Origin of the sequence: Brevundimonas diminuta 3F5N, assembly GCF_900163625.1 — a bacterium.
Lineage (GTDB): Bacteria > Pseudomonadota > Alphaproteobacteria > Caulobacterales > Caulobacteraceae > Brevundimonas > Brevundimonas diminuta_A.
Map to the genome: position 1 here is coordinate 95,538 of NZ_FUIE01000049.1, position 23,030 is coordinate 118,567.

The following is a 23,030-nucleotide window of genomic DNA, read 5'->3' on the forward strand; positions in this document are numbered from 1 at the left end:
ATCTTAAAACCAGGCCTTGATGCCGACGACGAAGCGCGTGTCTTCGGGATCCTGGCCTCTGGCCTTGGCGTAGTCGGCGGTGTCGCCCAGCGAACGGGTCCACTCGACGCCGACGTAGGGGGCGAACTCCTTGCGGATTTCATAGCGCAGACGAAGACCGGCGGTGACCGAGGTCAGGCCCGAGCCGATCTCAAGCTCCGGGATGTCGCTGGCCGACAGAGCCACTTCGATCGCCGGTTGCAGGATCCATTTCTGGGTGATGCGCTGATCGTACTCGGCCTCGGCGCGGGCGGTCAGATCGCCCTCGGTCGAGAGGAAGGCGGCGGCGCTCATCTCGAACCAGTAGGGCGCCACGCCCTGAATGCCGACCGTCAGGTGAGTGGTGTCGTCGCCGTCAGGACGGAAGTCCTGGCGCACGCCCGCCTGCACGTCCCAGAAAGGGGCGATGGCGCGGCTGTAGAGGGCCTGAACCTCGACCTCGTGCAGCTTGCCGTCGATCTCGCCTTCGCCCTCGGTCTTCCACCAGAAGCGGTTGATGTCGCCGCCGGTCCAGCCTTGGGCGCCCCAGCTGTAGCCGTCTGCGCCGTCGCCGAAGCTGGCCTCGATGGAGTCGATCAGTACGGCCGTCGAGCGGATGTCGCCGTTCTCAGCCAGAAGCTGTTTGCGCGAGGCGGCCATGACGGCCGGATCGAACAACAGGTCGGCGGCGTGAGCCGGAGCCGAGCGAGCGGCGGCGGGAGGCGGGGTTTCGACCATGCGGCCGCCGACGGCGTCCACGCTGGTCGGAATGTTCGGCCCGCCGCGCGCGGCGCTCATGTCATGACCGGCGTGCGGGTCGGCCTGAGCCGGAGCCATGGCGTGGCCCGCGTGGGGATCTGCCGCAGCAGCGTCGTGTCCAGCGTGGCCGCTCATATCGTGCCCAGCGTGTGGGTCGGCCTGAGTCGCCTGAGCCGGAGCCATATCGTGGCCTGCATGGGGATCGGCCGGAGCGGCGGCGTGGCCGGCATGGCTGCTCATGTGGTGTCCAGCATGCGAGCCGGCGGGGGCCGCCTGGGCTGGAGCCATATTGTGACCCGCATGGGGATCGGCCGGAGCAGCGCCGTGTCCAGCGTGGCCGCTCATATCATGACCGGCGTGCGGGTCAGCCTGAGCGCCGGCAGCGGCGCCATGCATCGGGCAGGTCTTACCGTCGCGCATCATGGGGCAGTCATGCGCGGGCTTGGCGGTCGGCGTCGTCGCCTGGGCGGCGGGAGCATGTCCCGCATGACCCGCATGGCTCTGGGCCAAGGCGGGGCCGCCTGCGGCCAACATCAGGGGGGCGAGCGCCAGGGAGAGGGAAAGGGACTTCACGAGGCGGCTCCAGCCAGCGGGCGAACGGTGACGACGTTGAACATGCCCGCGTGCATGTGCATCAGAAGGTGGCAGTGGAAGGCCCAGTCGCCGGGCGCGTCGGCGGTCAGGTCGAAGGTGACCTTGCCGCCGGGGGCGACGTTGACCGTGTGCTTCAGCGGCTGGTTGCCGTCGTGGCCGTTGACCAGCTCGAAGAAGTGGCCGTGCAGGTGGATGGGGTGGGCCATCATGGTGTCGTTGACCAGGGTCACGCGCACTCGCTCATTCAGTTCGAAGCGGATCGGCTCGACCACTTCCGAGAATTTGCGACCGTCGAAGCCCCACATGAACCGCTCCATATTGCCGGTCAGGTGGATCTCCATGGTGCGTGAGGGCGTGCGAGTGTCCTTGTTCGGCGTCAGCGAGCGCAGGTCGGCATAGACCAGGACGCGGTGATCGACGTCATCCAGGCCCTGAGGCCGATCGGCCAGACGGTTGGACGGGGCGGGGGCGATGGCGTCCACGCCAACGCCGACAGCCATGTCGGCAGGAGCGTTGTTCGGATCGCGCATGCTCATGCCCGAATGGTCCATCGGCGCAGCCGCGGCAGCGCCCGCAGCGGCGCCGTGACCCATGGCCGCGTGGTCGGCGCCCGCAACGCTGTGCGCGCTGTGATCCATGCCGCCCATGCCCATGTCCTTCATGGTCAGGTTGGGAACCTTGCGCAGCGGCGGAACCTCGGCCGTCATGCCCATGCGCGGCGCCAGGGTGGCGCGTCCCATGCCTGAGCGATCAATGGCTTCGGAGACGATGGTGTAGGCGCGGTCCTCAAGCGGGCGGACGATGACGTCATAGGTCTCGGCGACCGAAATCTGGAACTCATCGACCTCGACCGGGCGAACGTTCTCGCCGTCGGCCTGAACTACGGTCATCGGCAGGCCGGGGATGCGGACGTTGAAGATCGACATGGCCGAAGCGTTGATGATGCGCAGACGCACGCGCTCGCCGGGCCGGAACAGGCCGGTCCAGTTCTCTTCCGGGCCATGGCCGTTGACCAGATAGGTGTAGGTCGTGCCGTTGACGTCCAGGATGTCGCGCGGGTCCATGCGCATCCCGCCCCACATCCGGCGCTCTTCCAGGTTCAGGCGATCCGAACCGTCCAGCAGGCCGGCCAGGGTCGTCTTCTGCATGTTGAAGTAGCCGGGGCTCTTCTTCAGCTTGTACAGGATTTCATGCGGATGCAGGAAGCTCCAGTCCGACAGGACCAGGACGTGTTCACGGTCATAGGCGACCGGATCAGCGCCCGCCGGGTCGATGACGATGGGGCCGTAGTGGCCCATGGCCTCCTGAAGGCCCGAGTGGCTGTGATACCAATAGGTGCCCGACTGCTTGATCGGGAACTCATAGACAAAGGTCTCGCGCGGCTTGATGCCGGGGAAGCTGACGCCCGGCACGCCGTCCATCTGGAACGGCAGCAGCAGACCGTGCCAGTGGATCGAGGTATCCTCGTCCAGATTGTTGGTCACCGACAGACGCACGTTCTGACCCTCGCGCATCCGCAGCAGCGGCGCGGGCAGCAGGCCGTTGACCATGAAGGCGTGGCCGGTGCGGCCGCCGACGGTGAAGCTGGCGTCGCCCACGCTCAGGTCGATGTTCGGCCCGGTCAGGGTCGGCAGGTCGGCGCGTAGGCCCGGCGATCCGGTCTGCGCCCATGCGGGCAGCAGGCCTTGGAGGCCCAGAATGCCGCCGCCCAGGGCGGCGCCTCGCAACAGGGTTCGACGGTCAAGTGATGTTGTCGCCATGAAGTCCAAGTCTCAAGAAGCCGTTTGCCTTAGAAAGGCGTGCGGGGAGGGGTCTGTTCAGGATACGCAGGCGACGCGGTCGCCCCTTGCATCACCGTTGCGGCAGGGCGCCGCAGCTTCGGACAGGGCGCGGCGACGGCGTCTTAGCGCCCCAGGGCCTGATTCAGTTTCTGTCGAGCACGCGCGATACGGGTCTCGACCGCCTTGGGCGTGACGCCCAGAACTTCAGCGATCTCGGCATGGGAGCGGCCTTCAAGCGACGCCAGCAGGAGCGGCGCCTTGAGCGTGTCGGGCAGATTGGCCAGGGCCTGGTTCATTTCGGCCATGCGGCGGCGGTCGTCCAGTTGAGTTTCGGCTTCGGGCGCGTCTTCGCCTACGGCCATGGCTTCGGGCGTGTCCAGCCCCATGACGCCGCGCACGATGCGACGCACGGTGCGCTTGCGGCCCCAGTCGCGGCATTTGTTGATGGCGATCGAGCGCAACCAGGTTTCAAAGGACCGCGCCGGATCATAGCGTCGGATCGCCAGCCAGGCCGAAACATAAGTCTCCTGCAGCAGGTCGTAAGCCTCATCCGTGTCGCCGACATAGCGGCGGATAAAGCGATAGAGGTCGCCGCTGGTCGCCGCCATCAGGGCGGTGAAGGCTGTGCGGTCGCCGCGCGAGGCGCGCACCTCGTCTGTGTCCCCCCCGGCCGCCACCTCAGCTTTACCGGGGCTCTTGCGTAAGGGCGCCGGCGATTTCCTTGTCGAAGATGCGAGCCTGTTCTGGCGTCAGAACCGCGCGCATCTCGAACACATGGGCGATGGTGGCCTTTTGCAAGGCGCCCATGGCGTCATGGAAGTGATCGACGGCGGCGCGAACCTCGGGGCTGTCGCCCTGACTGGCGGCGATGGCGTTGGCCAGTTCACGGTTGGCGGCACGCACGTCGGCTTCCAGCGTTTCACGTCGCAGGGTGAAATGTTCTTCGATTCCATCCAGGCGGGCGTCCTGATCTGCGGTCAGGTCCAACTTCTGATGCACGATATCGTGCACGCTGGGGGTCTCGTGCTGCTTCATCATCCAGCCTGCGGCCAGCCAGGCGGCGGCGCCGCTGGCCAGGGCGGCCAGCACCACGGTCAGGGCGATGGACTTCCAGTTGGCGATCATCCGCCGACCTCGAAGCGGGTCATCGGCGACAGACCAGCAGAGACGCTGAAGACCTGGATGTCGGAGTGGTTGGGCTTGAACGCCTGGCCCAGCATGCCGCCGTTCGTCACGCCGACCAGCAGGGCCACAGCCATGACCGCCAGGCGCACCTGCCCCGAACGGCGTTGCTCCTGACGCTCTTCGATCCGGCGCCAGACCTGGTTCTCCAGCCCCGCCAACCGCAAGGTTTCATCAGCTGGAAACGGTGTCGCCAGGATGCGGTCGATGTCTTTTGTCATTCTGCACCTTTCGCGGGCCCTGTCCTTCATACGCGAGACGACGCGCCTTCCCTTGGAAAGGCGTCTGAAAGGCGTACGCATCCAGGGCGTATGGTTCCAATCGTTGTAATCCCTACGCCATGTCGGGGCTGTGACGAAAGCGGTTGAGCATCACGGCCCCGACTTGACGTCAGAGCGAGGCGGGCGGCGGCTGAACGCCCATGACCGCCACGATGGCCAGGATCGTTAGCGCCAGGGCGAACTCGACCACCAGACTCTTCTTCAGGTGCAGCATGGCCTGGCCGGCATCATGAGCCATCAACGGCGCCAGACGGAAGCGGTTGGTCGCCGCCAGACAAACCATCAGCCCGAACAACGCCAGTTTGATCGTCAGCAGCACGCCGTAGGGGCTGTCGCCCAGGCTCAGCGCCTTCGACAGGCCGACCAGATAGGCGCTGTTGATCAGGCCCGTTACAATCAGGGCGCCGACCGCCGCCGTACCGACCCCGGCGAAGCCGGTCAGACTGCGCGCCATCCCGGCGTCCCAGGCGGGATCGCCCGACGGTCGGCGAACGATCAGGACAGCAAAGGCCGCAAGGGCGCCGACCCAGACGGAGGCCGCCACGGCATGCACGATGTCCGAGGCCAGATGGAGCATATGCCCCGGCCCTTGCGTCGCCGCGCCGTGGCCGGTCCAGGAGAAACTGGCCGAGACGGCCACGCCCAGCAGCGTCAGCAGACTCCACATCAGGCGCTCTGGCCGCAGCAGCAAGGCCGCGCCCAGAGCCAGGGCGGCCGCCAGAGTCCGCACGACCAGCGCCTTGCCCAATCCCATGCCTGTGACCATGAAGGCCAGGGCTTCAGGCTTGAACGCTTCGCTCAGCGAGCCCGCCATCACGGCGGTCTGAGCCACCAGGGCGACGGGCGCGGCCAGTATCAGGACCGCCGCCGCCCAGGCCGTCGCCGGACGCGGCCAGCTCAGGCCCAGCGGCTCGACGGCGCGCGCGCTGTAGAGCATGAAGGCAGGCATGCCGAGCAGCACCGCCCCGGCAGCGTATTGCACGCCGCGCAGGACGATGATCCAGACCTCGACCATCTCAGCGAACTGTGAAGTCGTAGCTGCCGGTCATGCGGTGTCCGTCAGTGGAGGCGATGCGCCAGTTGACGATATAGGAGCCGGCGGCCAGCGGGCGCGCCAGGGTTCCGGTGATGGTCTTGCCGTCCTGGCTGACCTGGGTCCGGACCGTCGCCTTGGCGCCGGCGGCGTTGACCACGTCGAAACTGGAAAAAGCCGGGGCTACGCGATCGCTGAAGGTCAGGGTCACCACACGCGGCGACGCCACGGACGACTTGGCCGCCGGCGTGGCGCTGACCAGGCGAGCGTGCGCCGCCGCCGGGGCAGCTGACAACAGGACAGCGGCAGAGACGGCGATGAAGGGAAGGGGGGACAAGGTGGACATGATCGTCTCCAGATGGAGGCCGTTGAGGCCCTGAAGACAGTTACGGACGAAACCCACGACACCCTCAGGCATCGCATCAATGCCGAGCAAAATTCGACGAGGCGGAGACGACGCCTTGTTTGAGGGCGACTGGCACCATCATCCGTCGTCAGCAGACGAGGCCCCCTGGCATACCTGGGGCAAGCGGGAGGCGTGTGGCGGTGCTGTCAGTCTAACGATAAAGGTGCTCCACTTCGAAGGCTGCAAGCCATTGGTGGTGTGGGCGATTTTATGAAGCCTCTATCTTTTAAGCGACATCGTTTTCCAGCTGAGGTGATACGTCATGCCGTGTGGCTGTACTTTCGTTTCAGCTTGAGCTTCCGCGACGTCGAGGAACTGATGGCGCAACGCGGAATTGACGTCAGCTACGAAACGATCCGGTGCTGGACGATCAAGTTCGGGCCTCTGATTGCACGGCGGCTCAAGAAGAGGAGAGTGCCTCCGACAGGCCGTTGGCATCTCGATGAAATGGTCTGCAAGATCGGAGGACGGCGCATGTATCTGTGGCGCGCAGTCGACGACGAAGGCGAGGTTTTAGACGTCGTTGTCCAGCGCCGGCGGGACACAGAGGCGGCCTTGAAGCTGATCAAACGTCTTTTACGTAACCAACCTGTCGAGCCGGAAACCATCACAACGGATGGGTTGGCCTCGTACGGCGCGGCACTCGATCAGTTGGAACTGCGCCATCTGCATCGCCCTGGCAGGCTTCGTGACAACAACCGCGTTGAGAACTCGCATCTGCCGATCCGACGACGGGAACGACAGCAGCAGAGGTTCAAATCCCAAGCCTCAGCCCAGAGATTTCTCACAACCCACGCAGCGATCTACAATACCTTCAACATCCAACGCCATTTTATCAGCAGATCCATACTTCGTCGTTTTCGCGTCGATGCAGATACCGCTTGGGTGGCGGCTGTCGCTTGAAAATGACCAGGGTAGGGTGGTTCTCAACCGGGTTCAGTTAACCTGACAGCACCGGCGAGGGCGAGGATAGCGGATTTTGATTCCATATTTCTAATAATATGGAACTAAATACTTGACCGCAAGTCCGCGTCAGTGACGGCTCGTTGTTGGCGGGGCGTCGGAAAATTCGTCCCATCAGCTTGAGCAAGTTGAAGCGTAGCCGAAGCGCAAAAGTAGCCTTGGACGGTCGTTTATGGTAAGGGTTGCGCACGGGTCAGCACAACGCATTTGGCACCCCGTCACTTAGTGGCATGTGGGGTGGAACTGAATTGTCGTCTAGCTGCAGGCACCGGCAAAAGGTGCGATTTTGCACTGTTTATATTGAGAGTTTCAGCACGGCGATGCTCCTTCCCACCCTTTATATGGAAAGCGGCGCATTGCGGATGCTACGGCGTCATCGCGCCATGGTAGCAAGAGCAGACTCCGCAGCGCGGCGAGGCGCTCGGTCCTTGATGCCGTTGAACTTACGCCACCGATAAAACTCCGTTCGGACGTTGCCTTCGTTGAGGCCCTGCGCCCGGGCTTCTTCCAGAGCTTCCGCAAAGGCGGCGGGTTCTCCCTGAGACTCGCTGATTTGATCAAAGATCGCCCAAGCTTGTCCGCACAGACTTTGCGACTTTGGTCGACGTACTCCGTTTTGTTCGTCGGGGGCTTGCGGCGAGGAGAGCGGGAGCGTTGCATTTGGATCGCCTAGTCGATCCCATGCATCGCGGTATTCATCGCGGTCGTAGGCGCGCGGATCCAGCCAACGACCGCCCGCACCATTCTTGTCGACGACGGCGAGCGCCTTTACCTCTTCTTTTCTGATGATGAAGCACGTGGGCGAAGCGGTGCAGGCGTTGATGGTGATGACCCACCAATCGGAGCGAAGGGCGTCACCATCCTTGCCGAGCGGGACGGCGGAGCGCCGGCTTAAGGCCTTGGATTGTAATCCAAAGAAGACAGTTTCGTCGCCGTTGGTGACGTAGAGGTCAGAGCCTCTAGCGTTGCGGATGGTTGGCAGAACGTGCCACCCGCGCCGAGACAACTGCCAAGCGGCGAAGTTCAGACCGGCGTTGCCGACCATGGCGTTTTGATATTGAGAGCGTTTACGAACCACCACCACACCGTCTCCAGCTTGGGTGAGGGGCGGTCCCGGCGGTCAGCCGGGCGTTCGTAACCCTGAGCGTAGCACAAGGCGCTGCCGCCTTTGGGCAGAGCCTTGGACATGCGCGACAGCCGCCCGGCCAAGTGAAACTTGACCGGCCTACGCTTTTTCGGGGTTACGACGCCCCACGGTCGGAAGTGGCCGAACCGCTCTTTGTCAGTGCCATACTGTCCCGGCGCAATGCAATCGGATTACGGGACTATTGCGCTGCTTACCGCTCCGCTTGCGAAAAGAGCCGGGCGGACGTATCCAAAGGTCATCCGCACACCTCCCGTGACCGTTGTTCGGCCATGAAACCTCTCCGGATCTCGGCGGGGTTCGACGTGTGGTTCTCCTCCGTGATCGATCAATTTTTTGATCAACGCCTCTCGCACGTCGAGGCACGGAGACAGGGCCATGCACCCCCTGCAGGTCACCTATCTTAATATCGAACTGTTGCGCCCCAACGTCAGCAATCCCCGGACGCATAGCCGTCGGCAAAAGGAACAACTGGCTCGGGCTATCCAACGCTTCGGGTTCACCGTTCCCATCGTGGTGGACGAGGAGGGCGTCATCCTGGCGGGCCACGCCCGCGTCGAGGCCGCCCGCATGCTCGGTATGAGCGAAGTGCCGACCATCCAACTCGCCGACATGAGCGAAGCGGATAAGCGGGCCTACGTCATCGCTGACAATAAGCTGGCGCAAAACGCCGGCTGGGATCCGGCGCTGCTGAAGGCCGAGTTCGAGTTCCTAACCACGCTCGACTTTGATTTCGACATCGCCGTCACCGGTTTTGAACTGCCCGAAATCGAAGGCCTCCTTTTCGGCGGTGGCGACAAGGAGCCAAAACCTGCGCCTGATGATGCGCCGACGCCCGCGTCGGGAGAGCCGCCCTGCACCCGGCTGGGCGATGTCTGGGACATCGGACCTCATCGCCTCATCTGCGGCGACGCTCTCGCCGCGGATACCTATGTCAGCCTGCTCGGCGAGGAAAAGGCGGGCATGGTGTTCGCAGATGCCCCCTACAACGTCCCCATCGCCGGCCATGTGTCTGGCTTGGGCAAGGCGCAGCATCGCGAGTTCGCCATGGCGTCGGGCGAGATGTCGCCGGAGGCGTTCGCGCAGTTCCTCTTTGGCGTTTTCACCCATCTCACAAAGGTGACCAGGGATGGCTCCATCCACTTCCATTGCATGGACTGGCGGCACATGAGCGAGATGCTCAGGGCCGGAGGGGCCGCTTACACGGAACTCAAAAACCTTTGCGTCTGGGCGAAGACGAACGGCGGAATGGGCTCGCTCTACCGCTCGGCTCATGAACTCGTCTTCGTTTACAAGGCGGGTCGGGCTCCGCACGTCAATAATGTCGAACTGGGGAAGAACGGCCGCTACCGCACCAATATCTGGACCTATGCTGGGGCCAATAGTTTCCGCTCTGGTCGAGACGAGGACCTAGCCGACCACCCCACGGTCAAGCCCATCGCCCTGGTGATGGACGCCATCCTCGACTGTTCCCGCCGCGGCGACATCGTCCTGGACCCCTTCGCGGGCTCGGGCACCACCCTCTTGGCCGCCCACCGGACCGGGCGCAGGGGCTATGGCGTCGAGATCGACCCGATCTACTGCGACGTCGTCATCCGGCGTCTGCGCGAACGTACCGGCTTGGTGGCCACGCTCGCTGGCCGATCTTTCGATCAGGTTGCGGTCGAGCGCGCCGCCGCCTCTTTGGAGGATGCGGCATGAGCGTTCATGACGAGGATGACGATCGGGTCGGCTATCGCCGGCCGCCCAAGCACACCCGGTTCAAAAAGGGCCAGTCCGGCAACCCTCGTGGGCGGCCTCTGAAGAGGCCGAGCGCCGACACTCCCGGCGAGATCGGCCGGGTTATTCGCGAAGTGAGCCGCATGGAAGTGAGAGGGCCTCAGGGCGAGGAGGTGCCCGTGCTGATGGCGATCGCCATGGCTTTGGCCAGGAGTGCTTTGAAGGGCAGTGCCGCCGCCGCCAAAGTCTTTTTGGAGGCGCTGGCTCCAGCCCTTGAAGAGAACGTCGCCCGTCATCCGGAGCTTAAGCTGATCGATGAGGCGGACCTGGTCACGATCAACCGCCGGCGTCGCTCTAAGGCCAAGCTGGGACGGACCCTGAAAGACCTGGCCAAGCAATCCCGGAAGAGCTGACGCCGACAAGGGCTTATTCCAGAGGGCGCGGAGGGTCTCCGCGCCCTTTTTCTTGGCCGCTTTCGACTGGACTGTCCGCTCGGGCGGAGCGTTGGTGCTTCCAGCCTGCTCCTCTCAGGCTGCGGCCGGGGGCGGACGGATTCTAATCTGAGAGGACGCCATGACCGACCCCCACGTGCCCCTGGACCGCTTGGCGGAGCTGGGACTGGACCAGCTTCGGAGCCGATGGCGATCGCGATATGGAGCGCCGCCGTCGATCCGCTCACGTGAACTCCTGGCTCTGATGTTGGCCTGGCGGCTTCAGGCCGAGCGCGACGGGGGCATGGAGACCAGCGTCCGGCGCGCCATGCGACGACCAGGCGCATCGCGCGGGCTAGCCGCCTTGCCGCCGGGCGCGCGGCTATCCCGAGAATGGAAAGGGATGCGGCACGACGTCATTGTCGAGGGAGACGGCCGCCTGCGCTGGGAGGGCGGCCTTTTCAACAGCCTGTCGGAAGTCGCCCGCGCCATCACTGGCACGCGCTGGAACGGACCCCGCTTCTTCGGCCTGCGGGAGGAGGGACGATGAGCCCGCCTCGCATCCGCTGCGCCATCTACACGCGCAAAAGCACCGAAGAGGGGCTGGACCAGGCCTTCAACAGCCTAGACGCCCAGCGCGAGGCCTGCGAAGCCTACATCAAGAGCCAGGCGGCTGAGGGCTGGGTGTTGGTCCCGACGGCCTACGACGACGGCGGCTTCTCAGGCGGCAATATGGACCGGCCTGCCCTGCAGCGCCTGCTGGCTCAGGTGGAGGCGGGCCTCATCGACACCATCGTCGTCTACAAGATCGACCGTCTCACCCGGGCTCTGTCCGACTTCGCCCGGATCGTCGAGCGCCTCGACCGCCGAGGCGCATCCTTCGTCTCCGTGACCCAGGCGTTCAACACCACTACCTCCATGGGGCGGCTGACCCTCAACGTCCTCCTGTCCTTCGCCCAGTTCGAACGAGAGGTCACCGGGGAACGCATCCGCGACAAGATCGCCGCCTCCAAGAAGAAGGGCATGTGGATGGGGGGCGTGCCGCCCCTGGGGTACGATCTTCCGACCGATCCGATGAGCAGGGCCCTGGTGGTCAACGAAGCGGAGGCCGAACAGGTACGCCTCCTTTTTCGCCTCTACCTGGAACTGGGCTCGGTGGCGGCTTTGGCGCAACAGCTCCAAGCCGAGGGCTGGCTGACCCGAGTGCGGATCAGCCGCAAGGGCAACCACTCCGGCGGCGTCCCCTACAGCCGCGGGGCCCTATTCCACCTGCTTAAGAACCGCATCTACCTCGGTGAGATCGTCCACGGCGACGCCGCCATGCCGGGGCGTCATCCGGCCATCATCGACCTGGGCCTGTTCGAGGCGGTCCAGCAAAGGCTGAAGGCCAACGCCGTGAGCCACCGGGACCGGCCGCTGCGGTCTGCGGATCTGCCGCTCAAGGGGCTTGTCCACGATGCGGACGGCCATCGCATGAGCCCATCTTTCGGCTACGGACGAGGCGGCAAGGTCTATCGATATTACGTCTCGGCGCCGCTGCAGCAGGGCGGCAGGCTCTCTTGCCGATACGGCGCCCTGCGCCGGGTGAGGGCGGAGGCTCTGCACGAGGTCGTGGAGGCGGCGTTGGTCTCTCGCTATGGTCATGGGAGCGGTCTGCCGCTGGCGGCGCTGCTGGCGCCAGTGACGCGTGTCGACCTATTGGACGAAGAGGTCCGGATTACATTTCGTGCCGATCGCCTTCTCACTGCCGCCCGCAGGGGGTTGGAGCCGGTGACCGGCGACGCCGCCGCTCTGGCGCTCTCTATACCGGTGCGGTGCCAGGCGCGGGGCGGGCGGGTCGATCAAGTCGGGCCCGATGGTCGTCCGCTGGCGCATCGCCGTCGGCGGGATCCGGTTCTCATCAAGGGACTACGTCGGGCGCACCAGTTGGCCTCTGGCCTAGGCTGGAACGCGAGCGATGGCGCCCTGCGCCAGGTCAACGTCGCCGCACCAGCAAGCGCCTATGACCGCAAGCTGGTCCGGCTAGCCTTTCTGGCTCCCGATCTGCAGCGCGCCATTCTGGAGGGGCGTCAGGCCCCAGGGCTGACCCTCAGCCGCCTCTTGGACGAGCCCATATCGCCGGATTGGGATCGCCAGCGGCGGGTGTTCGGAACATCTGCTTAGTCGCGCCAATTAATCATTGGCTACGGGAAGATTACTATCCGTTATTACAAAATTATCATCCCGCTGCGGGACTTTTATCGCCTCGTAAGCGGCCGAAATCGTTTTTAAGGCCCTGTTCTGCGCGTTTTAGCGTCCTGTTGTGTGGGATTTAATTCCCTGTTCCTGGCAAATGAAATCCCTGTTCCGAGTTGCAGGGAGTTGGGCCGTCCCCCGTGGAACACTCTGAAACGCCAGAGGAAATAGGGCAAACTGGCCCCCTAGTGACGCTCTTTCGAAAAAGACGGAACAGGGACATCGCCAAACTCCACCAACTCCAGACCTCGCAGAGACTGAGGGCCCAATAGCCGTCGGGACCGGGCGCAGAAGGCCGGAAACCAAGGCGAACCAGGGCGGCTTGGCGAGGATTAAAGCGGCGATTACGGAGGGTTGGCCCTCGGCCCCGCAGCTAGAGACAAGCTATGCGGGGTGTGTGGCGGACAGGGTGGGATTCGAACCCACGGTAGGCTTCCACCTACGGCGGTTTTCAAGACCGCTGCCTTAAACCACTCGGCCACCTGTCCCACGCGAGTCGGGTCGCGTTCGCCTGTGCATAGCGGCAAGGCGGGCGTGACCCAAGCGGAAAGCGTCAGGCGCGGCCAGCCTTCGACAAGTTGCCCGATCGCGTGACCAGCCAGATGCCGGCGCAGACCAGAATCAGTGCGATCAAATAGCTCCAGCGCAACATGGACTCGCCCAGGAAAAGCGCCGACAGCGACACGCCAAAGACCGGGATCAGGAAGTTGAAGGCCGCGATCATCCCCACGGGGTTGTGCTTCAGCAGCAGGCTCCACACCGCAAAGGCGACCGAGGATAGCAGCGCCAGGTAGAGCAACAGCGCGCTCGACGTGAGGTCGAAACCTTGCAGTTCTCCGCCCATCCCCATGCCAGCGACCGTCAGCATCACGCCGCCGATAAAAAGTTGCCAGCCAGTCATCACCATGGGGTCGAGGCTGCGCGATAGCCGCTTGCCATAGATGGAGGCCGCCGCCAGGACGAAAGCCGCGATCACGATGAAACCTTCGCCCAGCAGGGTGAAATCAAAGCCGAGCGCGCCGCCGCCCAGGTTGACTACGACCACGCCCATGAAGCCGATCAGGCAGCCCAGCGCCTTGCGGCCGCTCAGCCGGTCGTCCGCATAGATAAAATGGGCCAACACAACGCTGAAGAAGACGCTGGTCGCGTTCATGATCGAGGATTTGACGCCCGATGCATGCGCCAGGCCGATATAGAAGAAGACGTATTGGATGGCCGTCTGGGTCAGCCCCAACAGGGCGACCTGTCCCGCCTGACGACGGCTCATCGCCAGAACAGGCTTCTTCATCGCCATGGCGACGATCAGCAGGATCGCCCCGGCCAAGGCGAAACGCCATCCCGCAAACAGCAGCTGGCTGGCGATATCGGTCGGCGCGACCTTGAGCATGGCATAGCCGTTCTTGACGGCGGGAAAAGCGCTGCCCCACAGCGCACAGCACAGGGTGGCGAGAAGGAAGACCCCTGTGCGGGTCTTGTACAGGGAGGGGGTCAAGGCGCTCGGTTCTGACGTTCAGCCGGGGAGGGGCTTTGTCGCAAGGCCATACGCGCAAACGGGACGTTAACCAAACCGGAAACCTCCGCCGTTAATTTCGCCAAAATCCATAATCGGCCGGAGTAAAAGCATCATGTGGGCGAGACTGCTGAAGGGCGCGATGATCGCCGCCGCCTTCTCGACCCTGGCGGCGTGCGCCAGCTTGGGCGGCAAGGGCGATGCGCCTGTCGGCGCACCCGTCGTGACCGATCCGGCTCCGATCGTTTCGGGCACCATGCGTCCCTATCAGATCCGCGGCCGCTGGTATCATCCGAAGGAACAGCCCAACTATGACGAAGTAGGGCAGGCGTCCTGGTACGGCAGCTACCATCACGGTCGTTCAACCTCGACCGGCGAGCGGTTCGACATGAACGGCCTGACCGCCGCCCATAAGACCTTGCCCCTGCCTAGCCTGGTCGAGGTGACGAACCGCGCCAATGGGCGCCGCGTCATACTGCGCGTCAATGATCGCGGACCCTTTGTCGATAACCGCATCATCGATCTGTCGCGTGGCGCCGCCGATGAGCTAGGCCTCCTGCAGCAAGGCGTGGGGGACGTACGCGTTCGCTATGTCGGCCCCGCGCCGCGTCAGGGCGGAGGAACGGTCCTTCGCCGAGCAGACGCCGACAGCGCGCGCCAGCCTCGACCAACTCAGCCTCCGGTTCAGACGCAGTCGCAAGGACCGCGCCCCTATTACGAGAACGCAGCGGCTCCGCCCCAACCTGCCCCGCAGCCCGCCTACGCGACAGCGCAGCCGCCGGCATCGAACGCCTATTGGGTCCAGGCCGGCGCCTATTCTAACCGGCGAGGGGCGGACCAGGTCGCACGGCGCCTCGGGGACAAGGCTGTGGTTCAAAATATCGACAAGGACGGTCGACCGTTGTTCCGCGTGGTGGTCGGTCCGTGGCCTGATGCAGGGGCCGCCGAAAGAGCCCGTCAGGCCGTTGTGGCGCGCGGCTTTGTCGATGCCTTGTTGATAGGCGACTGAACGGGCTTGCTTCCCGCGCCTCGCTCGCCATTGTGCGCGGGTGCAGCGAGGCAGATTCATCACTTTCGAAGGCGGCGAGGGCGCCGGCAAAACGACCCAGGCGCGCCTGCTGGTCGAACGCTTGCGCGCGCGCGGCCTCGACGTGCTCCAGACGCGCGAACCTGGCGGATCGCCGGGAGCCGAGGAGATCCGCAACATCGCAGTGTCGGGAGAGGCGGATCGCTGGTCCGCGCGCACCGAGACCCTGTTGATGTATGCGGCGCGCTCGGACCATCTGGAGCGGACGATCTTGCCCGCGCTCGAGGCTGGGCGCTGGGTGGTCTGCGATCGCTTCGCCGATTCCAGCCGCGTCTATCAAGGCGCGGGCGGCGGAACGCCGGAAAGCCTGATCGAGGCGCTGGACGACGCCGTGGTCAACGGCGACCAGCCGGACCTGACCCTGGTGTTCGACCTGCCGGTCGAGGTTGGTCTTGATCGAGCTTTCGGTCGCGGTCTGTTCGAGACCCGCTTCGAATCCAAAGGCCTCGCCTTCCATCAGAAACTGCGCGACGTCTTCCTTCAGGTGGCCGAGCGTCATCCCGAGCGCTGCGTCGTTCTTGACGCAACGGGCGAGGTCGACGACGTCTCGGCTCGGCTGTGGGCCGTGGTGGAGGAGCGGCTGCTTTGAGCGAGCATCCGCGCGACCGTTTCGACCTGATCGCCGATATACAGGCAGAAGAAGCCTTTCTGGACGCGCTGAATCGGGGGCGGTTGCACCACGCCTGGCTGCTGTGCGGGGTCGAGGGATCAGGCAAGGCCAGCTTCGCCTATCGCGCCGCCCGACGGCTGCTGGGAGCTGCGCCGGACCCGTCGCGCGGACCGCTGGGCGCCGCGCCGCATGATCCCGTCAGCCGTCTGGTGTCCGCCCAGGCCCACCCGGATCTGCTGGTGCTGGAGCGCGCAGTCGAGGGCGGCAAGCTGAAGCGCGCCATCTCGGTCGACCAGGCCCGCGACCTGCCGGAGTTCTTCGCAAAGAGCCCGTCCCAGGCTCGGCACCGCGTCGCCATCATTGATGCGGCGGACGATCTGAATATCAACGCCGCCAACGCCTTGCTGAAAATTCTTGAGGAACCGCCTGAAAGCGGCGTGCTCTTCCTGGTCACCCATGCGCCCGGCCGGTTGTTAGCCACCATCCGCTCTCGCTGTCGGCGGCTGACCTTCCCGGTTTGGTCCGAGGCGCGTCTGACCGACCTGGTGCGTCAGCGCACGGGCGTGTCCGACGATGAAGCCTTAGCCGCGGCGGCCATGGCTGGGGGCTCGCCTGGCGCGGCTCTGGATCTGGCGTCGGGCGCCATGACCGAGGTCGACCGTCTCGCCCGCGCCTGGGTTGATGGACCAGAGATTGATCGCGCGGAACAACTGGCTGTCGCCGACGGCTTCCGTGGCGCCGAGGGGCAGGCGCGGTTCGAGGCCCTGATGGATCGCCTGATCGCAGCGGTGAAACGCCGAGCCGTCGACTCTGGCGGCCGTGAAGGCGCCCGCTGGGCCGAGCTGTGGGGGCGGCTGTCCGACCTGCCCGATCGCGCCATCGGGCTGAATCTTGATAAGGGAGACGTCCTGGCCGGAGCCTTGGCCGACATCGCCCGCACGAAAGCCGCCGCCTGATATGCTCATTGACAGTCACGTCAACCTGCACGCCCCCCAGTTCGACGAGGATCGCGAGGCGGTGATCGACCGTGCGCGCCAGGCGGGCGTGCGGCTGATGGTCGAGATTTCCGACAAGCTGTCGACCTTCGAGGCGACGCACGCGCTGGCGATGAACAATGCCGACATCTGGTGCACGGTCGGTGTCCATCCGCACGAGGCCAAGGACTACGCCGACCTGACGGCTGATCGCCTGGTGGAGCTGACGGATCGTCCGCGCGTCATCGGCATCGGCGAATGCGGCCTGGACTTCCACTATGACCTCAGCCCGCGCGACGTGCAGGCGGCGGTCTTCCGCCAACATATCGAGGCGGCGCGCCGCACCAATCTGCCTCTGGTGATCCATACGCGCGAAGCTGATGAGACCATGGCCGACATCCTGCGCGAGGAACACAGCCGCGCGCCGTTCAAGCTCCTGATGCACTGCTATACCAGCGGGCTGGAACTAGCTGAAACAGCGATGGAACTCGGCGCCTGGTTCTCGGTTTCAGGCATCGCCACCTTCAAGGCGGCCGAGGAGGTGAGGGAGGTCATCCGTCGGATGCCTGAAGACCGCATCATCGTTGAGACCGACTGCCCCTACCTGGCCCCCATCCCACATCGTGGCCGTCGGAATGAACCCGCCTATGTCGGCCTGGTGCTGGAAAAGCTGGCTGAGATACGCGGCTGGACGCCCGAACAAGCCGATGAGCTGACGACCGAGGCCTTCTTCAACCTGTTCGACCGCATTCCCAGGCCCGCCGAATGAGCCGGCAAGGCGAGTTGGAAGTCGTCATTCTCGGCTGCGGCTCGTCCGGCGGCGTGCCGCGCGGCGACGGCGACTGGGGCGACTGCGACCCGTCAGAACCACGCAACCGGCGCACGCGCTGCTCCATGCTGGCGCGCCGCCATGGCCCGGACGGCGTGACCAGCGTGGTGATCGACACCTCGCCCGACTTCCGCCAGCAGATGCTGGCCGCCGAGGTCCGCCATATCGATGCGGTTCTCTACACCCACGATCATGCGGATCAGACACACGGCATCGACGACCTTCGCGTTTTCGCCGCCCACGCACGTCGACGCATCCCGGCCTGGATGGATGCGGCCACCCACCATGCCCTGACGCGACGCTTCGACTACATCTTTGAAAGCCACCACGGCTATCCGGCCATCGTCGAGGGCCATCGCCTTCCCCCGCACGGCCAGGCGTGGAAAGTAGAGGGGGAGGGTGGTCCCATCCCCGTCATGACCTTCGACCAGATCCATGGTCCGATCCGTTCGGTCGGCTATCGCCTGGGGCCGATCGCCTACTCCAGCGACGTTTCGAGTTTGGATGACGCCGCTCTGGAGGCTGTGCGCGGTGCCCAACTCTGGATCATCGACGCGTTACGCTACACGCCGCACCCGACGCATGCGCATGTTGATCTGGCCTTGGAGTGGATCGCCCGCGCTGAAGTAGAGACGGCAGTGCTGACGAACCTTCATATTGACTTAGATTACAATATATTATCACGCAATCTTCCACCAAGTGTCGAGGTTGCCTACGACGGTTGGCGAGGGCGCTTCGCTCTCTAGCCGGTTCGGCTGGCTTGAGGTGCCGGAAGGAAGACTGGGCGCCACGCTTCACTGGCGCGTGACACCCTTAGTTCATGATCAGTGCGTAGCCGGCCTGTTGGTGATGAATGACCGTCATCAGCGCAGCCAGATCGACCTGCACCCCAGGCGCCAGATCGGCTTCCGTCAAACCATGCGCGACCATGGATTGGCCGCAAAGACGGACCTGAACCCCGGCTGCCGTCAGGGCGCGAATAAGGGCGCTGTTGGGATTTGTCGCGCCCTTGTTCCGCGCAGACCAGGCTGCATCGGACAGAGAGGCCAAGGAAGCGCCGCCGTGCATCACAACGACGATGCTCCGTTTCTCTGCGGTGACGCCGTTTGCCGCCAACATATTCGTTAGCCGAGCCACGCGTTCCAGGCCCTTTAGCGGCTTGTCGTCAGGGCCGCCCTGGGTCAGATCCACAATGACGCGGTACTCGCGTTGCGGGTCCGGCTGCTCACCGGCCTGCGGCAGAGGCGTGAAAGCCCCATAGCCCACGACAGTCTCAGCCTGCGCTGGAACCCCGAGCACGAGAACGAACAGTGCGGCCAAAGGCGCAATGAAGATGTTGCTCATGACGTATCCCAGCGTGAAACTCCTCACGGACATTAGGAGATGATCTTCGCGCCGTCGACCAAGGACAGCTCAGCGATACGTATATTTCGCAGACTGCACATGTTCGGAAACTGTTGCAGCCATAAATGGCTGAATTAACACCGAAAATAATGCAGTTTGAGAGAAGCGGCCGTTGCGCTCGGCGACAGCGCTTGTGTTGCAAACCTCAACGCGCTCAGGGCGGCTGCAGAGGCGCGATGGGCACGAAACACTAGACGTAGATAGGTTGTGGATAAACGCTAGAAGCGAAGACGGAGGTCCGCTTCTGACTCAAAGCGGCCCTCCAGAACAGCCGCTTTTGGTCAGGGTGACTGCCCCAAACTGTGGGCTGCTCGCTAGCTAGGCGCTGGCGAACAAGTCCGGCTGGGCCTGCAGGGAGCCTGCAGGCATGGTTCGTACAGGCGGCGCGAGCCGCCACTTCGGTGGAAAGAAGAGTTCAAGCGATGTCGATGAGGGACGGTAGCGAGCCTTTATCCGCGACCGATTGCTTGCAAGCTCGGGCGCGGCCTCTCTGCAGTATTTATCGGTCTCGCAGAAGAGACCCTGACAGTCGATTGCATGCAATGGCCGCCCGAACAGGCCAAGAAATGGCAGATCTAGCCGCTCGAACTCAGCCTCCTGCTGGTCGACCATCAATTTGATCGCTTCGGAGGGCGTGTAATCGCCTAAGTCCTCGAATACTTTGGCTAGGCCGCGCACAGCTCCCGGCCCGGCCTGCGTATAGTCATTCTCACTGAAATCCGTGAGTTCGGAATAGTTGAGATCAACTGCTGTCTGATAGGCCATAAACGGACCCATGAGAGGGTAGCCCTCAAGCGTTCGGACGATGCTCTCGAAGGCGTTCGCGCCGATCAGCCGATCCGCGACGGCGTCCTGCACGAACATCTTCTCAAACAGGGCGGCATGGTTGTGATGTTTCTCGTCGTGCCCAAACGCCTTGTTCGCGCACAAAATGAAGGCTCCTGTGTACAGGCCACCGTCCTCGCGCTTGATCTGATTGAGCGCGGCAACAAATCTGCCGTCCGCCAAGTCTTGGATACGCGGTGGCCCGTCCAAAAGCGTTGTCAATTTCTCCCAAGTACGGATCTTGCTGAAGGTCCTAAAGGCGACGATCTGAAAGGCGCGGTCAGCGGGACTGCCGGCGTCCTCGGCGTAGCAGACGTTCCGGATCATATACTGCGAGACTCGATCAGCCGCACGGTACACGTTGCAGAATTTAAACTCCTGCAGGATGGGATCGTCGGACCAAGGCGCGCATTTGCCCGCGAGACGACGTTCGAACGCAGCCTGCCGTCTAGAGGCGAACCGCCAATACAGCTCGTAAACGCCGCGCCGAGGCTTCGGCTTCTTGCGTGTCTTGATGACTATCATCACGAGGACTGCCGAAGAAATACGCCGGTGCCGTGCAGGTTGAAGAATCGGGGGTCGCCGAGAAGGCGCTTGGCGGCCACGCGTTCGCCCAAGGTGTACAGAAAACGGTCCACACCGGTGAAGTGGTCAAACACTATGGCGCCGCCAGGGACGATCTGATTTTGAACGGCATCGAGCGCTGCGGTCGCCGAAGTATAGTTGTCGGTATCGATGAACGCCAGCACGATATCCCGGTCCGCCAATCGGGATGCAGTTTTGACGATATCGCCGGAGATGATCTCGACGTTTCGTCCCGCGAGATACCGGCGCGCTGCGGCTTCGTCCAGAAAGACGCAGTCTGGGTGGGAATACATGTCCAGAGGACTGCGGGGCGAGGGAAAGCCGTCGAAGGTGTCAAACCCGACGACCGGCCAGTCCTTGCCCAGGCGCTCGGCGAAACGAGAGAGCAGCATGGTTGTCCCACCCCGGAACATTCCGAACTCCACGATCGTCCCGTCGAGGCCCAAGCGCGCGGCGTTCTGAAGGACCTGCCATAGATGGATTAGGCAGTTCGGATATCCGTTCGCGAAGGAGGGCACGAGCGCGTTGGCGGTTTCTTGCTCAAAAGTCGGATCACGGTATCGGAAGTGATCGAACCCTCCAATGAGCAGCCGAACGCTCGCCTCGATGTAGGGTAAAGCCGCCTCGATCAGCGCCTCCTTGCGCTTGTCCGAAGCTACGATCAGGACCTCGGGGCGATCGCGCACCAGCGCCTCCATCGGTCGGCAGCGGAGCCCGGCTTCGTGAGGCGTGTCGTAGACCCCTGTCAAACGGGCGCCCAATCCCCCAGCGTTCAGCCAGGCCTCGATATCATAGGCGGCGGGGCCGACGCCCAGGATGCCGAGAGTGTCGGTCTCGGGGCGAGCTGACAGCTCCTGCTTGAGAGTTTCGAGCAGCGTCGACAAGTCGTCGGGGCTCATATCAATGCTACGCGGCGGTGGGGGTTTCATCTCGCGTACTCCATTGACGAATGAACGCCGAAAGGACTTGAGGCTGAGACTGCGCGATCGCCCCGACCAGCCGCGCCGCATGAACGCGCAACCGCCCTGCCGCGGCGATGCGCGCCTCGAGGTCCGCTTCCGCTTCGACTTTGGGCCATAGGTCTTCGAAGCTGTCGACCGCCGCTGCCAACTCTCGGTCGACCTCGTGGTCGGGCGAAGGCGTCACCCCCGCATGGCGGAGCGCCACGGTGAAATCGTCGTCGAGATCACTATAGGCCCTCGCCGCACCTTGCAGGCCGATGCGCTCAGCCAGCGACGGAACCTGTTCCGCTAGAAACAGCTCATATTTGAGCGCGTACACCACCAGGTCGATTGCCGTGTCGAAGAGCGTCTCACCGGCGAGATCCACTCCAGAGCTGCGGAAGTGTCCGAGCCGATCGACCTTGCGCGCAATGTTGGGGAGAATGCTGATACGCTCGCCGCGCCGCTTCCAAGCCGCGCCGTAACCCGCGTTTTTCTCTCGATGTAAACAATCCATAGCCTGAATTAGACCATTAGTGAGGGAGGGCCGGTGCGTCGCCCGAGCGAAGTAAGCGCGCGCGCAGGGCTGTGGGATGTCGTCCAGCAAGCTCGGCAGACGCCGCGCCAGGCGTTCATAAGTCGCCGCGGTAAAATCGTCGTCCGGGCACGCATGAAGTTCGTTCTTCAGCCTGTCTTCCGTCCAGATTTCGGCTCCCCATTTGAGGCGAACTATCCGAAGCGAGGCGAGGAGGAATGGATCCGACGGCGCACTGTCGATCGGCCAGATGTCGGGGTCTTGGCGAACGCGCGCTTCGGCCGCGAACCATTCTGCAAGGGCGGCATCCATACGGTCGTGGGCGACACCCAGCCGCGGTGTCGCGACGTTGAAGTCGTACGGCGTCACGCCGGGAAACGCGTCCACGACTGCGGCCGCGCGTTCGAGATGCCGGTCACGTTCGTAAATGTGGAACGAGGAGGCCAGGAAATAGGTCGGGCCGGGTTCAACGCCTAGCCAGTTCGCCAACAGTTCCTGGAGGACGCTCCACTCGAACGCATTGATGCCCGAGAACCCCCACATCGCGTCGTTGCTGCGTACGGCGACATTGAGCAGGAGACGGCCGTCTCTGATCAACCAGCTCAGCCAGTTGTTGCATGGGATATCCTGGGAGGTACCGAAGTCGGACCCGGGATCGAACAGGCTCATGACTGCGCGTCGGGTAGCGTGGTCGGTGCTTAGAAGCCGAAAGACTTCGGCCAGCTGGTCGACCCCCTGCCAATCCCTGAGCCGCGGTCCATATCCCGCACGCCACACCATGCCGTCGTCGGAGAACTGGGCGGCGCGAGGAAGGTAATGGATCAGCCAGTCGAGGTCGTTTCGCCCCGCAAGGACCCAGAGACACTCGGCTACCAAGGCGAACGGATCACCCAGTCGCCCCGGTAGAAACGGAAACCGTTCCTGCGGGTGTTCGATGAGCGTGCCTCGCCCCAGCACTTCCCGCGTGGCTTCTCCGCGGACCGAAACGGTCTTGCCGTCTGTCAGTACCGCCTCGAAACCACCTACGGTCGCGTAGCTGATGTTGCGGTACCGCTCCGACTTCATCGAGATTGCCCCGTCTGCCCCACGCAATCTCTACCAGAGGTTTGATTCTATGCAGCCGTAAAGTAAGCCAGAAGTTGAGCCCACCCGATATCGATGGGCGATCATCACCTCCACCGGCG

23 protein-coding genes and 1 tRNA gene are annotated in these 23,030 nt (G+C 63.9%); 10 read left to right on the forward strand and 14 right to left on the reverse strand.

The window, feature by feature from the left end; translation table 11 throughout:
* Positions 1-3: 3 nt before the first annotated feature.
* The 7 genes from FM111_RS16540 to copC all read right to left on the reverse strand — a co-directional run bounded on the left by FM111_RS16540 (position 4) and on the right by copC (position 5,994).
* Positions 4-1,350 (reverse strand): copper resistance protein B, encoded by a 1,347-nt coding sequence (locus FM111_RS16540; protein ID WP_256968173.1) that lies wholly within the window; start codon positions 1,348-1,350, stop codon positions 4-6.
* Positions 1,347-3,131, reverse strand: a complete 1,785-nt coding sequence (locus FM111_RS09625; RefSeq protein WP_087140759.1) for a copper resistance system multicopper oxidase — start codon at positions 3,129-3,131, stop codon at positions 1,347-1,349. Before FM111_RS09625 ends, FM111_RS16540 begins: the two co-directional genes overlap by 4 nt.
* A gap of 143 nt (positions 3,132-3,274) precedes the next feature.
* Positions 3,275-3,802, reverse strand: a complete 528-nt coding sequence (locus tag FM111_RS09630) for an RNA polymerase sigma factor (protein ID WP_256968175.1) — start codon at positions 3,800-3,802, stop codon at positions 3,275-3,277.
* Positions 3,803-3,836: 34 nt separating this feature from the next.
* Positions 3,837-4,277, reverse strand: coding sequence for a Spy/CpxP family protein refolding chaperone (locus tag FM111_RS09635; RefSeq protein ID WP_087140735.1), 441 nt, complete (start codon positions 4,275-4,277; stop codon positions 3,837-3,839).
* Positions 4,274-4,555, reverse strand: coding sequence for a hypothetical protein (locus FM111_RS09640; RefSeq protein WP_087140736.1), 282 nt, complete (start codon positions 4,553-4,555; stop codon positions 4,274-4,276). The genes FM111_RS09635 and FM111_RS09640 overlap by 4 nt, the downstream gene beginning before the upstream one ends.
* A gap of 169 nt (positions 4,556-4,724) precedes the next feature.
* Positions 4,725-5,630 (reverse strand): copper homeostasis membrane protein CopD, encoded by a 906-nt coding sequence (copD, locus tag FM111_RS09645; RefSeq protein WP_087140737.1) that lies wholly within the window; start codon positions 5,628-5,630, stop codon positions 4,725-4,727.
* 1 nt (position 5,631) lies between these two features.
* Positions 5,632-5,994 (reverse strand): copper homeostasis periplasmic binding protein CopC, encoded by a 363-nt coding sequence (copC, locus tag FM111_RS09650; RefSeq protein ID WP_087140760.1) that lies wholly within the window; start codon positions 5,992-5,994, stop codon positions 5,632-5,634.
* 270 nt (positions 5,995-6,264) lie between these two features.
* Here copC and FM111_RS09655 point away from each other — a divergent pair, with 270 nt between their 5' ends.
* Positions 6,265-6,957, forward strand: coding sequence for an IS6 family transposase (locus FM111_RS09655; protein ID WP_046652995.1), 693 nt, complete (start codon positions 6,265-6,267; stop codon positions 6,955-6,957).
* A gap of 433 nt (positions 6,958-7,390) precedes the next feature.
* Here the strand turns inward: FM111_RS09655 and FM111_RS16460 are convergent, their stop codons facing one another.
* A complete protein-coding gene (locus tag FM111_RS16460; protein ID WP_218779196.1) occupies positions 7,391-8,098 on the reverse strand; it encodes a hypothetical protein in 708 nt (235 codons plus the stop codon).
* Positions 8,099-8,539: 441 nt separating this feature from the next.
* Between FM111_RS16460 and FM111_RS09665 the strand changes: the two genes are divergently transcribed.
* From FM111_RS09665 to FM111_RS09680, 4 genes are all read left to right on the forward strand, one after another.
* Positions 8,540-9,862: a site-specific DNA-methyltransferase gene (locus tag FM111_RS09665; protein WP_087140738.1), complete on the forward strand. Its 1,323-nt coding sequence runs from the start codon at positions 8,540-8,542 to the stop codon at positions 9,860-9,862.
* Complete coding sequence (locus tag FM111_RS09670; protein ID WP_087140739.1) at positions 9,859-10,293, forward strand: DUF5681 domain-containing protein; 435 nt, start codon at positions 9,859-9,861, stop codon at positions 10,291-10,293. The genes FM111_RS09665 and FM111_RS09670 overlap by 4 nt, the downstream gene beginning before the upstream one ends.
* A 160-nt stretch (positions 10,294-10,453) precedes the next feature.
* Positions 10,454-10,861, forward strand: coding sequence for a DUF2924 domain-containing protein (locus FM111_RS09675; protein ID WP_256968177.1), 408 nt, complete (start codon positions 10,454-10,456; stop codon positions 10,859-10,861).
* Positions 10,858-12,474 carry a recombinase family protein gene (locus FM111_RS09680; RefSeq protein ID WP_087140740.1) on the forward strand — a complete coding sequence of 539 codons (1,617 nt, stop codon included), beginning with the start codon at positions 10,858-10,860 and terminating at the stop codon, positions 12,472-12,474. The genes FM111_RS09675 and FM111_RS09680 overlap by 4 nt, the downstream gene beginning before the upstream one ends.
* A 470-nt stretch (positions 12,475-12,944) precedes the next feature.
* On the opposite strand, the gene FM111_RS09685 is transcribed toward FM111_RS09680, so the two are convergent.
* Both FM111_RS09685 and FM111_RS09690 read right to left on the reverse strand, forming a co-directional pair.
* A tRNA-Ser gene (locus FM111_RS09685) sits at positions 12,945-13,034 on the reverse strand.
* Positions 13,035-13,099: 65 nt separating this feature from the next.
* A complete protein-coding gene (locus FM111_RS09690; protein WP_087140741.1) occupies positions 13,100-14,038 on the reverse strand; it encodes a DMT family transporter in 939 nt (312 codons plus the stop codon).
* A gap of 133 nt (positions 14,039-14,171) precedes the next feature.
* Here FM111_RS09690 and FM111_RS09695 point away from each other — a divergent pair, with 133 nt between their 5' ends.
* The 5 genes from FM111_RS09695 to FM111_RS09715 are packed head-to-tail and all read left to right on the forward strand — an operon-like array spanning position 14,172 to position 18,302.
* Positions 14,172-15,065 (forward strand): septal ring lytic transglycosylase RlpA family protein, encoded by an 894-nt coding sequence (locus tag FM111_RS09695; RefSeq protein ID WP_087140742.1) that lies wholly within the window; start codon positions 14,172-14,174, stop codon positions 15,063-15,065.
* Positions 15,066-15,105: 40 nt separating this feature from the next.
* A complete protein-coding gene (tmk, locus tag FM111_RS09700; RefSeq protein ID WP_087140743.1) occupies positions 15,106-15,732 on the forward strand; it encodes a dTMP kinase in 627 nt (208 codons plus the stop codon).
* Complete coding sequence (locus FM111_RS09705) at positions 15,729-16,709, forward strand: DNA polymerase III subunit delta' (protein ID WP_087140744.1); 981 nt, start codon at positions 15,729-15,731, stop codon at positions 16,707-16,709. The genes tmk and FM111_RS09705 overlap by 4 nt, the downstream gene beginning before the upstream one ends.
* Before the next feature lies 1 nt (position 16,710).
* Positions 16,711-17,496, forward strand: a complete 786-nt coding sequence (locus tag FM111_RS09710) for a TatD family hydrolase (protein ID WP_087140745.1) — start codon at positions 16,711-16,713, stop codon at positions 17,494-17,496.
* Entirely contained in the window at positions 17,493-18,302 is an 810-nt protein-coding gene (locus tag FM111_RS09715) for an MBL fold metallo-hydrolase (protein WP_087140746.1), read from the forward strand. Before FM111_RS09710 ends, FM111_RS09715 begins: the two co-directional genes overlap by 4 nt.
* A 67-nt stretch (positions 18,303-18,369) precedes the next feature.
* Here the strand turns inward: FM111_RS09715 and FM111_RS09720 are convergent, their stop codons facing one another.
* From FM111_RS09720 to FM111_RS09735, 4 genes are all read right to left on the reverse strand, one after another.
* Complete coding sequence (locus FM111_RS09720; RefSeq protein ID WP_087140762.1) at positions 18,370-18,900, reverse strand: DsrE family protein; 531 nt, start codon at positions 18,898-18,900, stop codon at positions 18,370-18,372.
* 378 nt (positions 18,901-19,278) lie between these two features.
* A complete protein-coding gene (locus FM111_RS09725) occupies positions 19,279-20,310 on the reverse strand; it encodes a nucleotide kinase domain-containing protein (protein ID WP_025977035.1) in 1,032 nt (343 codons plus the stop codon).
* Positions 20,310-21,254, reverse strand: a complete 945-nt coding sequence (locus FM111_RS09730) for a class I SAM-dependent methyltransferase (protein WP_201105644.1) — start codon at positions 21,252-21,254, stop codon at positions 20,310-20,312. The genes FM111_RS09725 and FM111_RS09730 overlap by 1 nt, the downstream gene beginning before the upstream one ends.
* A 22-nt stretch (positions 21,255-21,276) precedes the next feature.
* A complete protein-coding gene (locus FM111_RS09735) occupies positions 21,277-22,911 on the reverse strand; it encodes a thymidylate synthase (RefSeq protein WP_025977033.1) in 1,635 nt (544 codons plus the stop codon).
* Between the last annotated feature and the right edge of the window lie 119 nt (positions 22,912-23,030).